This window comes from Flavobacterium sp. LMO8 (assembly GCF_009495755.1).
Classification (GTDB): Bacteria; Bacteroidota; Bacteroidia; order Flavobacteriales; family Flavobacteriaceae; genus Flavobacterium.
On the sequence record NZ_WIBJ01000014.1, the window covers coordinates 1 to 13,606 of the forward strand.

Below are 13,606 nucleotides of genomic sequence, written 5' to 3' on the forward strand. Positions count from 1 at the left end.
ATTTGTGATGGTAGCCCATTAGATTTTGTTTTAAGTAGTAATTTACCAAACACAACTTATAGTTGGAGCGCAACGATATCTAATATCACAAGTACTTTTGTAACTAGTGGTGATGAGACTAACATTAATCAAATAGCAACATTAACAGATTCAGAGAATGTTGGAACTATAACGATAATAATTATTCCAAGAGCTAATGGATGTGATGGAATACCATCAAATCCAATTACTATTACTGTAAATCCAAATCCTGAGATTAGAAGTGTTACAGTAGCTGACAATTCTGTTTGTTCTTCAACAAATTCTACAAATAATGTTCATGTTGATATTGTTGGTAATATAAGTGGAATAACTTATACTTGGACAGCTATTACAAATGGAGTTACGGTTTTAGGAGGTGTAACTTCGGGTACTATTACATCAACTTCCACAGCTACTGCTATAGATTTACAAGTTATAACAAGTAATCCGTTAGTTGCAGGAACAATTTATTTTGTAGTAAGTTCTGTACGTAATGGATGTCCAGGCAATACACTTCAGAGTGAATTGATTACTGTAAATCCAAATCCAGGGTTGCCAGTTCTATCTCCAATTAAAACAATTTGTAGTGGAGAAAATACGGATTTAATAGTTAATGTTTCTCCACTTATAGCAGGAACCGAATTAACGTGGGATGTATTAACGTTTGATAATGTATCAGGAGCACTTTCAGGAACAGGAGTAGCACCAATAACTATAAATGATGTGTTAACCACAATAGATGCAACTGATGGTTATGTTATTTATCGAGTTTGGTCAAGTTTAGGAGATTGTCAAGGCGGATATACAGATTACCGAGTAAATGTAAATCCATCTCCTATACCTGTGTTAAAAGATGGCAATATTTGTATAACTCCAGATGGTCAAGTATTCCAAACCTACACATTAAACACAGGATTAAATGATGTTGACTATGACTTTGAATGGTTTGATAGTAATGGAGATACTATTTTGGGTGCAACTAGTTCAACATTAGTAGTTGATGCAGTAGGAACCTACAGTGTCATTGCTACTAATACGTTAACAACATGTTCATCAGATCCTATGTTATCAACAGCAACAGCAACAGTAAGTTCAACAACTCCAGCTACAGCCATCTCAGTTGTACAAACCGATTATTTTAGTGATATTGCTACATTAACAGTTGATATCACAGGAGGAACAGGAACATTGATGTATTCATTAGATGAAGGTACATTACAGTCATCAAATGTGTTTACAGGAGTTAGTGCAGGTCCGCATACAATTACTGTGATAGATACACAAGGTTGTACCTATTTTTCATATGATGTTTTTGTAATTGGATATCCAGAATATTTTACACCAAATGGAGATGGCATAAATGACACTTGGTTCGTTGCAGGATTGCAAGATACCGATGTAATAAACATCTTTGATAGATATGGTAAATTAATTAAACTGTTACGAGGACAAGAAGGTTGGGACGGAACTTATAACCAAGAACAATTACCTTCGACCGATTACTGGTTTACTATTGATTATATAGAGAATGGAGTTGCTAAGCAGTTTAAAGCTCACTTTGCAATGAAGAGATAATTAAAAGATTATTTTAAATATAAGCGGTACTTTTCAAGTGCCGCTTTTTTTATGACAAAAGCATGCGAAAAGCTCTGATAAAATTGAAAAACTAGCTAATATAATTACTCAACCTTCTTAATAGCAGTTTGAAGTGAAAAGCGAGAATATGTCATAAAAAATGCCCCAAATAGTGTCTAACTTTTTGGGGCATGTTCAATAATGGGTTTTTAAAAAATTGAAACTTTTATTATTTTTTGTTATATACTGCAATTGCTTCTTTAAGAATTTGAACCGATTTAATTAAATCATCTTTCTTTAAAACATAAGCAATACGCACTTCGTCTAAACCAATATTTGGTGTAGAATAAAATCCAGCAGCTGGAGCAACCATAACCGTTTCGCCATTAAAATCGTATGATTCTAATAACCATTGAGCGAATTTATCGGCGTTGTCAATAGGTAATTTTGCAATACAATAAAAAGCTCCCTTTGGTGTAGCAACTGTTACACCTTCAATTTTTTGTAACTCTGTAATTAATGTATCTCTTCGATCTTTGTATTCAGAGATTACATCATCAAAATAACTTTGAGGCGTTTCTAAAGCTGCTTCACTGGCAATTTGAGCATAAGTTGGTGGACTTAAACGCGCTTGAGCAAATTTCATTGCAGTAGCCATTACCGCTGCGTTTTTTGAGACAATACAACCAATTCTGGCACCACACATACTGTAACGTTTAGAAACAGAATCAATCATAATAGCGTGCTCTTCTAAGCCTGGAACATTCATAACTGAAAAGTGTTTTTCACCATCATAAATAAATTCACGATACACTTCATCTGCTATCAAAAATAAATCGTGCTTTTTAACGATTTCAGCTAATTTTAGAATTTCTTCTTTTGAATATAAATAGCCAGTTGGATTTCCAGGGTTACAAATTAAAATGGCTTTTGTTTTTGGTGTAATTAGTTTTTCAAAAGCTTCAATTGGAGGCAAAGCAAAACCCGTTTCAATTCCAGATATAACAGGTACTACTTTTACACCAGAAGCAGTTGAAAACCCATTATAATTAGCATAAAATGGCTCAGGAATAATTATTTCATCATCAGAATCCATTGTGCTTCCCATTGCAAAAAGTAGTGCTTCAGAACCACCAGTTGTAATAATAATATCTTGTGTTTCTATTGGTAAACCATGATTTTTATAATATTGAGAAAGTTTAGATCTGTAGCTTTCAAACCCAGCAGAATGACTATATTCTAAAACTGTAATATCGGCATTTTTTACTGCTTGAAGTGCTACTTCTGGAGTTTTAATATCGGGTTGTCCAATATTTAAATGATATACTTTATGTCCTTTTTTCTTAGCAATTTCGGCATAAGGAACCAATTTTCTAATTGGAGACTCTGGCATTTGTTGCCCTTTAACGGAAACTTTTGGCATGATTTGTTTTTTAAAGATGCACAAAATTGCGATTTTTTTTTGTGATATGAATAATAAATAGAATTAAAAAATGTTAAAACCATAAAACTAATGTTATAATTTCTTACATTTAGGTAATATTTTTTTAAATGAGAAATTGCATTCAAATTCTATTATACATTTTAAGTACTTTGTCTCTTTCGGCACAGTCAAATTTTAATTGGAATTCTAAAAAAGATAAGATAAAAATTCCTTTTGAGTTAACGCATAATTTAATCATTTTAGATGTTGATTTTAATGGCGTGCCTTTAAAAATGATTGCCGACACAGGTGCTGAAATGAATATTCTGTTTAGTTTTCCTGATAAAGATTCAATTGTACTTAGTAATACAGAAAAAATTCAAATAAAAGGGGTAGGAAAAGGAAACTCATTAGAAGCCTATTTATCAAAAAGTAATAAAGTAAAAATTAAAGAATATGAAGATCTTAATTTTGAAATTGTTTTAATTCCAAACCAAGATATTAGTATTATTAATAAACTAGGAATTCCTGTAAATGGAATTTTAGGAAGTAGTTTTTTTAAACAATATTTAGTTGAAATTAATTATCAGAAAAAGCAAATTATACTTCATAAAAACAAATTGTTGTTAAAAGATAAACGAATAATAAAATTCAATACAATTGCTGCTGATTTCAATGAAAACAAGCCATATATACAATTACCAATTAGTTTAAATGCCGATAAAAAAAATGTAAAACTATTGTTTGATACTGGTTTAGGCGATGGCTTGTGGTTGTTTGAAAATGATAGTTTAAAATGTAAAAATGATTTTTTTGTTGATTTATTGGGTGTTGGTCTTTCGGGTGAAATTTTTGGAAAGCGTTCTCGAATTGAACAAATAAGTTTTGATGGATTAATTCTTAAAGACGCTTTGGTTTCTTATCCAGATAGCTTGTCATTTAATCAAATTTCGCTTTTAAATGATAGAAATGGTTCACTCGGTGGCGATATTATTAAACGATTTAATTGGTTTTTAGATTACGAAAATAAGCAATTTTATTTCAAGAAAAATACACTTTTTAATTCATCATTTGAATATAACATGTCGGGTATTGAAATACAACATTCCGGATTACAATGGGTTAAAGAAGCTGTTAGAAAAGAAGGAGGAATTGGTCAGGTTAATATGGATGAATTTGTTTTTGAAGATTCTAGCAGACGGTATAATTATAATTATGAATTGAAACCCATTTTTCAAATTTATGCCATAAGAAAAAATTCGCCAGGCGAAAAAGCAGGATTGTTAGTTGGGGATAAAATACTAAAAATCAATAATAAAATAGCTTCACAGCTTTCAATACAAAATATAACCGATTTGTTTCAATCCGAAGAAGGTAAATGGATAACCATGATTGTAGATAGAGCAGGAATTCGATTCACGGTAAAATTTCAATTAGAAAAAATTCTATAAAAAAAGTCCCAACAAAATTGGGACTTTAATTTATGAATTTGGAAACGATTTCTTTTTTACTAGCGGACTAACTTCTTCTTTAACGATTACCGTACCTTTAATTCGTAACGGAACCATACCATTTGGTTTGTTTGTTGCATTACTTTCAATAGTAATGGTTTTACTAATAGGACCAGGATTCATGTTGTATTTTACTTTAATTTGGCTTTTTCCTCCCGGAGCAATTGGTTCTTTTGGCCATTCTGGCACTGTACAACCACAGCTCGATTTTGCATTTTTTATAATCAAAGGTTGATCACCAGTATTTGTGAATTCAAAAACACGAATTCCATTATCTTTCCCTTTTTCTACTTCTCCATAGTTTATGGTTTCTTCTTTAAATTCAATCTTTGGACCAGTTTGAGCAAATGAAGCCATTCCAACGAATACAGTTAAATAAACAAGTAATTTTTTCATCATCTTATAAATTAATAGGTTGTTGTAAATTTAATTAAATAAAAGCAACTAACAAACTACTCCTAACATTTTTTTTATTTTCGTTATATAGTTACTTTTGCAGTAAGTAATACAAAAAACATACCAAAGTTTACGTTTAGGTATTTTTAGTAGCGAATGGCTCGGGACTTATTTGTAATCCATTTTCCCGCTGTCCGCTTTACGAGGTGCCGCTCCCATCGGGGCTAGAAAGCGAACTTTAGGATTTTTTTGTAATTGTTTTTTAAAGAATTCAGAGTAAATCTGAAATCTAAAATCTAATATCTGAAATCTAAAATTATATGATTCCTGCACAATTCAACGCTAAAGAAGTAGAACAAAAGTGGTACGACTACTGGATGAAAAACGATTATTTTACATCTAAACCCGACCACAGAACGCCGTACACCATTGTAATTCCACCACCAAACGTAACAGGAGTTTTACACATGGGACACATGTTGAATAACACCATTCAAGATGTATTAATTCGTCGTGCGCGTTTAAAAGGCTTCAACGCTTGTTGGGTACCAGGAACAGACCATGCCTCAATTGCAACCGAAGCTAAAGTTGTAGCGAAGTTAAAAGAAGAAGGCATCAATAAAAACGATTTAACTCGTGAAGAATTCCTAAAACACGCTTGGGAATGGACCGACAAATACGGAGGAACCATTTTAGAGCAATTAAAACAATTAGGTTGTTCTTGCGATTGGAGTCGTACCAAGTTTACGATGGATGACGATATGTCAGCATCGGTAATTCACTCATTTGTAGACTTATACAACAAAGGTTTGATTTATCGCGGCTACCGAATGGTAAACTGGGATCCAGAAGCAAAAACTACCTTATCAGACGAAGAAGTAATCTTTGAAGAGCGTCAAGGAAAATTATATTTCATCAAATATAAAATCGAAGGTTCGGAGAATTTCTTAACTGTTGCCACAACTCGTCCAGAAACAATTTTTGGAGATACGGCAATTTGTATCAATCCAAATGACGAACGTTTTACGCATTTAAAAGGCAAAAAAGCGATTATTCCAATTTGCGGTAGAGTTATTCCTATCATCGAAGACGAATATGTAGATGTAGAATTTGGTACAGGATGTTTAAAAGTTACACCTGCTCACGATACTAACGATAAAACTTTAGGTGATAAACACAATTTAGAAATCATCGATATTTTCAACGAAGATGCTTCTTTGAATTCTTTCGGATTGCATTATCAAGGAAAAGACAGATTTGTGGTTCGTGATGAAATTTCGAAAGAATTAGAAACTATTGGTGCGTTAGCAAAAACTGAAACGCATTTGAATAAAGTTGGAACTTCTGAAAGAACGAAAGCGGTAATCGAACCAAGATTATCTGACCAATGGTTCTTAAGCATGGAAGAATTAGTAAAACCTGCTATCAAAGCTGTTTTAGAATCAGATGACATTAAATTATATCCAAGCCGTTTTAACAATACGTATGCGCATTGGTTAAACAACATTCGCGATTGGAATATTTCGCGTCAATTGTGGTGGGGACAACAAATTCCGGCTTACTATTTTGGTGACGGAAAAGAAGATTTTGTAGTAGCTGAAAACATCGAAAAAGCGCTTGAGCTTGCAAAAGATAAAACTGCCAACTCAACACTGACCACTGCTGACTTACGTCAGGACGCTGACGCATTAGACACTTGGTTCTCATCATGGTTATGGCCAATGGCGGTTTTTGGAGGTGTTTTGAATCCAGAAAGTGAAGATTTTAAATACTATTATCCTACCAATGATTTAGTTACCGGTCCAGATATTTTATTCTTCTGGGTAGCGCGTATGATTATTGCTGGTTATGAATATGCAGGCGAAAAACCATTTTCAAACGTATATTTAACGGGATTAGTTCGTGACAAACAAGGTCGTAAGATGTCAAAATCTTTAGGGAATTCACCTGAACCGCTTGGACTAATTGAAAAATTTGGTGCTGACGGAGTTCGTGTGGGATTGTTATTAAGCGCTTCGGCTGGAAATGACATTTTATTCGACGAAGAATTATGCAACCAAGGAAAAGGTTTCTCTAATAAAATTTGGAACGCTTTCAAACTAATCAAAGGTTGGGAAGTAGCAGATGTTGCACAACCAGAAGCTTCAAAAGTGGCAATTGAATGGTACGAAGCGAAGTTGCAACACACCTTAGTCGAAATTGAAGATAATTTTGATAAATACCGTTTATCAGATGCTTTAATGGCGATTTACAAATTGGTTTGGGACGATTTTTGTTCGTGGTTCTTGGAAATGATTAAACCAGGTTACCAACAGCCAATCGATCGTGCTACGTTTGACAAAGCGATTGAAATGTTAGAAAACAACTTGAAATTGTTACATCCGTTCATGCCGTTTTTAACAGAGGAAATTTGGCATCATATTGCCGAAAGAACACCAGAACAAGCGTTGATAGTAGGTGAGTGGCCAAAAGCGAAAGCGTTTGACGCAAAATTAATTGCTGATTTTGATTTCGCAACCGAGGTTATTTCTGGAATTAGAACCATTCGTAAAGACAAAAACATTCCATTTAAAGATGCGATGGAATTAAAAGTAGTAAACAACGAGAAAGCGTCGACGTATTTTGATTCAGTAATTCAAAAGTTAGGAAATGTTGCTGCTTTAGAATACGTTTCAGATAAAGTAGATGGTGCGTTATCGTACCGTGTGAAATCGAATGAATATTTTATTCCAATTACAGGAAACATTGATGTAGAAGCTGAAATTGCGAAATTAACCGAAGAGTTAAATTACACCAAAGGGTTCTTACGCTCAGTACAAGGGAAATTATCTAACGAGAAATTCGTAGCTGGCGCACCCGAACAAGTAATTGCAAACGAACGCAAAAAAGAAGCCGACGCTTTAGCAAAAATTGCAACTTTAGAACAAAGTTTAGCTGGTTTAAAATAAATTTTATCCAAACCTGTCAGGTTTTAAAACAGTAAATCCCGAGTGTGAGCTCGGGATTTTTTGTTATACTTTAGAAATGGCGAGTAGCCATAAACAGCTTTTAAGTTTGATTTTTTACTTTATGTGGCTCGCTTTCAGTGGCATTGAATCAACACCATGCCTTACAAATATAATAAAACAATCCATTCAGCAGCGGATTTTCCGTAGGAAAATCCGGAAGTAGCCATTGAAGCAAACCGCTGTTGTATGTAGTTTTTAAAACCTTCTTAAATAACTTCGTCTTAAAAAGTCTCGGGTCAATTTACTTTTCAAAATAAATAAGTCAACTTCAATTATTTTTAAATATGAACTGTCAGTCAATTTCGAATATTCATTTAAATCTATTTCATTTAGATATAAATCATATTCAGAATTTAATTCGTTATAAAATTTTACAGATTTACTTCGGGAATCTGGATTTATTATCTTGATTTCTTTTTCAATTCTTTCGTTAATTTTTTTCAAACTATCATTTAGCCCATCAATTACGATATCCTCTTGAGCTCTTGCTTTTAGCAAAGAATTATCATATTCTGTCATCTCTATTGTATATTTTTTAAGCTCGTCTAATTTTTCATAAAAAATCTGTTTTTCATTATTCTTACATGATGAAAATAGAGAAATGAAAACGAAAAATAATATTATAGAAGTAAAGTTTTTCATAAAATTACATACAACGGTCTAGTATAAGAATAGTAGCGGATTTTACACACTAACTTTTCTGTTAAACACAGACCTTATTTATATTTACTTACTTTAGATTTAGGACTAAAACCGCTATTATTTTTATACATTGTTGCCCACAGTTGTTTTCCGCTGTCTGTTCTTTTTTCGGATTATGAATATCGATAAAGCAATAATAATAATATAACCAATTATCAATAAAGTTAATACGTATGATTTATTACGTTGCATTACAACATAGTCAGCAATTCCTGCTTTCCAAAAAATCCACTCATCTGCAATTGAAGATGCTATATTCCAGTTTCCAGTTTCTAAAATTATTATTCCAGATTTAGATTTGAGGTCAATTCTCGCAGCAGTATTGATAGCATTATTTCCGCTACCATCGTGACCAATAATATTTGATTTTGTGTCGTTTTGACTATATAAATGAGGACCTAATCCATAAACACCAATGGTATTTATAAACGTTTCAGGTGCGGTCATTTTCGTAATTGTTTCTTTAGAAAGAACTGCGTTACTTGAAATATTTGCTTTTAAAAATTTTGATAAATCTGCTGAAGTAGTAAATAATGATGCCGCAGCAAGTGCAGTAAATTTGTTCATTTCCCTAGTTGTTCCGTCATTTCTAAAAATTTGAGCTAACTGAATATTTGATTTTTCTGTTAGTACGAATGTCGAGTTTTCCATTTTCAAAGGTTCTAAAACCTCTTGTGTCATATACTCTTGAAATGATTTACCGCTAATTTCTTCAATTAATAATTGCAATATTGTATATCCAGCTCCTGAATACATATACTTACTACCAGGTTCATAGCCAACTATTGCAACACCATTAGAGTATTCCGTGTCTGAAGCTTTAGTTAATGATTCTTCAATTGTTTGCAAAGTTTCATTTGGTGAGAAACCATCATAGCCAAGGTCATCAATTAAACCAGAGGAATGTGAGAGTAATTTCCTAACAGTCACTTTTTTATTGTCAAATTCACTTTCTGGTAGATGCCATCTTGTTAGGTAATTGTCAACTGGTTTGTCTAAATCCAATTTGCCTTGTTCTACTAATTTTAAGACTCCAAAAGATGTAATCCATTTGCTGATTGATGCAACTGGGAAAACAGTATTTTCATTTACGGGTTTGTCAACAGAATAGAAGAAGTGCTTTGAAATTTTTCCATTTTCAATTAGTGTCATTGCGAAATTTCCAACAAATTCATCGTCTATTTTCTTTTTGGTTGCCTCAATAAAAGCCTCCGATGTTTGTTTTGAAGTAATAGGTTTTAAAAGAAACCCGTTCATAAATCCGTAACCGATGAACGCAGTCCAAATTAATATTGTAAGGAATATTATTGCGAAGTATTTAAAGTTTCTCATTCAGTTTATTTTTTGCTCGTGTTTTTTTTCCAATTGTGGGCAACGTTTTGCAGCTAAAAGAAGTGGCGACGAACCAAAACCAAGCCAAAACAAATATAACGCAAACTTTTGAATTTTCGGAGAAAATTCGGAAGTATGCCCTTGCCTAAGCCATTTTTTTTAACTGCTGTTACCACCAGTTTATATTTCATTTTCAAGTAAATAAAAATAGTTTTTTAAACCATAAGAATATTTATTTTGGTCAGAACCTAAAGTTTTGAATTCCTTTTTAATTACCTCTATTAAGTCTACCTTTATATCTTTACCTTCAATTTTAGCGCAATTGAGCTTTACCCAATGAATTTTTGAAGAATTAGGAAAATCTGTTAAAGCTTTTCTTAAATCAGGATTATCATATTTATTTTTATCTGCTAATCCAATAAAATAACTTATCGCAAATTTCTCACTTTGATATTCGTTCCAACCTTTTTTGTCCGTTTCTTCAGAAACGTGTCCCGTTGCAACTGATTCTAGATATGCATAAATATTCAAAAGTTCTTCATCTTTATATATGTCAGCTAATTCAATCATTTCTTGTCCTCTCTTTTCAAAGAAATCCTTTTCATCAAGTAATCTATTGATAAACGAAATTCGTAACAGGTCAGAAGCTACTTTTCCGTTAATTGGCATCTGGTTATTATCTAGAATCAATTTTGAATCTAATAATGCTATTTTAATAGAATCTTCAGAACTTGATTTTTTCGATAGATGTTTAATTTTGTTGTAAGCAGATAGTTGTATATATTCTTTACTGTCTGAACCGAAACTATTTTTTATTGTATTTATATCTTTTTCTAAAAAGTATTCTTGTATATTATTATTCCACCAATCTAATTCCCAATTCATATCCAAGAATATCAATTCGTAAGCACTTTTAGAATCTTTGGATTTAGTTTTCGCTATTAATTCGGAACGTCTTTTAATTTGCTCAACTTCTCCATGAATGATATAAATAGCTTTATCAATTCCAATATGGTTTTTCGAATGATTAGCTTCTTTCCAATGCTCAATAGCTTTTGAAAAATTATCAATATTTAAGTAACATTCACTTAACCAAACGTCAATTCTATAATCTGTATCGTTTACTTGTTTATAAGTCTCATAATGTTTTATAGCAGTTTTATAATCTCCAATTCTATGACTTTCAATAGCGTATTCTAAATGGAAGTTTAGTTCATTTGGATACTTTTCATAAGCAGATTTATGTAAAGCATATGACGTTTTCGAATCAATATTGTATAATGCTCCTCCAATCAGGTATTTTTGATATTCATTTTTAGCTTTAGAAACTAAATCTTTTATACAGTCATCACAATTTTTATTTACTAAACAATCTGAGAAAAAATATTCAAGATCGGGATTTATTTCAGCTTGAGCTTTTTTTATTTTTTCTGTGTTGTTTTCTGTTTCAACTTGAGCATAACAACTGAATAATGCAACGTTAAAAATTATAAGTAATATCTTTTTTCTCATTTTTGGAAATTGGTGGTAACGTTGTTGTGTATGATTAGTGGCGTGTTTAAGCACCTAATTTAGCAAATAAAAACCTAATAGAAAATCCGCAAGGATTTTCGTAAGTAGGCGAGAACCAGCCATTAATTATACACGGTGTTAGCACCAGTATTTATATTCTTAATTCTCCTTTCAATATAATTTGAGCTTCACTTTTTATCAATAATTTATTCTCGTTAACTAGTTCAACTTCCATAAATCCAGTTCTTTGAGAACATTGATACGAATTCATTTTCTTTTTATTCAATCTTGTTCTCCAATATTTAGCTAGGAAAGTATGAGTTCCACCAGTTACAGGGTCTTCGTTTGTTCCGCTCCAAGGCCAGAAATATCTTGATTCAAAGTCATAGTCATCCTTTTGTGAAATTGCTGTAATTAATACTCCATTTATTGAATCGTGTGATTGTTTTAATTTTTCAAAATCTGGCGACAAATTTTCTAATATTTCACTACTCTTAATTTCCAGAAGTAAGATATTTGTTTCCTTATTATATTCACTATTAACGATTGTTTCAATTCCAAGAGCATTTAATAATTCATCCGGTGCATTTTTAGGAATTGTATTATAAACGGGAAATTCCATTTCAATTTTCTCTCCATATTTTTTAATCATTAAATCTAAATTCTGAATATTCTTAAAATGAATCGCATCTATTTTAGGATTAATTTCAAATAGTACTTTGGAAGATGCAAGAGTTGCGTGTCCACAAAGCGGAATTTCCATTACTGGCGAAAAATATCTTATTGAATATTTATCTTGAGTATCTATTTTACATATGAATGCCGTTTCTGAAAGTCCTAATTCTTTGGCTATAGAATGCATTTGTTTGTCAGTCAGTTTTTTGCTTAGAATACAAACACCTGCTGGATTTCCTTTGAAAGGCTTATCTGTAAAAGAGTCAACTATATAAGTTTCTATTCTGTCGGTCATTTTTTTATATTGGTGCTAACGGTCTCGTATAACCGTCAGTTACGGGTTAATATGCGATAATTTTCGGTTTGGCACTGACTTTAGCAATTCCGAGTGGATTCGGACGTAGTCGAATCCGCCGTAATTGCGGTTATACATTGTTGTGCACAGTATTTTTTTACAATAGACTAAAGGTTAAAAAATATTTATATCCACCTTGACTTATCATTATCCAAGCTCCCAATTTGTCTGTTTCAGGTTCAAATAATAAAACTCCTATTGGGTTTTCGGGTTCTTCTTTTCTATAGTAAGCAAAAACATTATCATCTTTCGCATACATTTTTTCTCCACCAACAGTTTTCAGTTCAGCTTTTTCTTCGTCGAAAGGCTCATAAATTTTATGATTTTTATAGAACCTAACTGGTTTTGCGTCAAGATTTTCAAGTCCAATGCTATCGACAGTTTTTCTAAAATAGTAGAAAAGTGTGTCGAAAGTAACAATTCGTCTTTCTCTTCTTTCAGTCACAGTATCATTTAATACATTGTCAAAATAAACGTAGTTTTCAAATAAGCTGTCTTTTGAGATTTCAGATTTTTCCTTTTTGTAAACGTAATTAGCCAATTTTTTCAATTTGGAATATTGCGCTTTATCATTTTCAGTCCAATTTTCTGAAATTTTATTTTGTCCAATTCCAAAACTTGTGGTCAGTAAAAAAAGTCCAATTAATATTCTATTCATTTTGTTTTTCATATTGTGCACAACGTTCTGAGGCTTAAAAATGTGGCTAAAACCCAACACCAAGCCTTCACAAATATACACAAAACTTTAAATTTAGCAACTGCGCCATTTCAAAAATTCCCGAAACTAGCCATATTTTTAAACCGCTGTTGTGTGCTGCATGATATTTTCGGAACTTAAAAAAACTCAACACAAAGTTTTTCGGCAAAGTTTGGGTTGTCACGCAAAGCATATTTTCACGCAAAGTTTAGTTTCAGTTTTTAATTTCACAACGGATTTTCCCGAAAACGTAATTTCAGCACAAAGTTTATCGACAAAGTTTGGTTCGGTTTTCAATTGTCACGCAAGATTTTTCGGTAACAATTTTAATTAATTTCTTTCGGAAAAAATAGGAGAGAAGCTTTCGGCGTAAGTTCGGAAAATATGTTGCACACAACG

The 13,606-nt window shown here is 32.2% G+C and carries 10 protein-coding genes; 3 read left to right on the forward strand and 7 right to left on the reverse strand.

Features of this window, described 5'->3' with window-relative positions; translation table 11 throughout:
• On the forward strand, nucleotides 1-1,596 hold a 1,596-nt coding region (locus GFJ94_RS01900), incomplete at its 5' end, for a T9SS type B sorting domain-containing protein (RefSeq protein WP_153199847.1).
• Between the two features lie 229 nt (nucleotides 1,597-1,825).
• Here GFJ94_RS01900 and GFJ94_RS01905 read toward each other — a convergent pair.
• Nucleotides 1,826-3,019 (reverse strand): pyridoxal phosphate-dependent aminotransferase, encoded by a 1,194-nt coding sequence (locus tag GFJ94_RS01905; protein ID WP_153199849.1) that lies wholly within the window; start codon nucleotides 3,017-3,019, stop codon nucleotides 1,826-1,828.
• A 128-nt stretch (nucleotides 3,020-3,147) separates the two neighbouring features.
• Between GFJ94_RS01905 and GFJ94_RS01910 the strand changes: the two genes are divergently transcribed.
• Nucleotides 3,148-4,470 carry an aspartyl protease family protein gene (locus GFJ94_RS01910; RefSeq protein WP_153199851.1) on the forward strand — a complete coding sequence of 441 codons (1,323 nt, stop codon included), beginning with the start codon at nucleotides 3,148-3,150 and terminating at the stop codon, nucleotides 4,468-4,470.
• 30 nt (nucleotides 4,471-4,500) lie between these two features.
• On the opposite strand, the gene GFJ94_RS01915 is transcribed toward GFJ94_RS01910, so the two are convergent.
• Nucleotides 4,501-4,926 carry a DUF1573 domain-containing protein gene (locus GFJ94_RS01915; RefSeq protein ID WP_162523775.1) on the reverse strand — a complete coding sequence of 142 codons (426 nt, stop codon included), beginning with the start codon at nucleotides 4,924-4,926 and terminating at the stop codon, nucleotides 4,501-4,503.
• Between the two features lie 320 nt (nucleotides 4,927-5,246).
• On the opposite strand from GFJ94_RS01915, the gene GFJ94_RS01920 reads away from it, so the two are divergent.
• The gene (locus tag GFJ94_RS01920) at nucleotides 5,247-7,874 is read left to right on the forward strand and encodes a valine--tRNA ligase (RefSeq protein WP_153199855.1); all 2,628 of its coding nucleotides are present in this window, start codon (nucleotides 5,247-5,249) and stop codon (nucleotides 7,872-7,874) included.
• Between the two features lie 255 nt (nucleotides 7,875-8,129).
• Here the strand turns inward: GFJ94_RS01920 and GFJ94_RS01925 are convergent, their stop codons facing one another.
• The 5 genes from GFJ94_RS01925 to GFJ94_RS01945 form a co-directional block, all read right to left on the reverse strand.
• Nucleotides 8,130-8,576: a hypothetical protein gene (locus GFJ94_RS01925; protein ID WP_153199857.1), complete on the reverse strand. Its 447-nt coding sequence runs from the start codon at nucleotides 8,574-8,576 to the stop codon at nucleotides 8,130-8,132.
• Between the two features lie 123 nt (nucleotides 8,577-8,699).
• A complete protein-coding gene (locus tag GFJ94_RS01930; protein ID WP_153199858.1) occupies nucleotides 8,700-9,968 on the reverse strand; it encodes a serine hydrolase in 1,269 nt (422 codons plus the stop codon).
• Between the two features lie 180 nt (nucleotides 9,969-10,148).
• Nucleotides 10,149-11,480 (reverse strand): M48 family metallopeptidase, encoded by a 1,332-nt coding sequence (locus GFJ94_RS01935; RefSeq protein WP_153199860.1) that lies wholly within the window; start codon nucleotides 11,478-11,480, stop codon nucleotides 10,149-10,151.
• Nucleotides 11,481-11,631: 151 nt separating this feature from the next.
• A complete protein-coding gene (locus tag GFJ94_RS01940) occupies nucleotides 11,632-12,450 on the reverse strand; it encodes a PhzF family phenazine biosynthesis protein (RefSeq protein WP_153199862.1) in 819 nt (272 codons plus the stop codon).
• Nucleotides 12,451-12,607: 157 nt separating this feature from the next.
• A complete protein-coding gene (locus GFJ94_RS01945) occupies nucleotides 12,608-13,168 on the reverse strand; it encodes a hypothetical protein (RefSeq protein ID WP_153199864.1) in 561 nt (186 codons plus the stop codon).
• Between the last annotated feature and the right edge of the window lie 438 nt (nucleotides 13,169-13,606).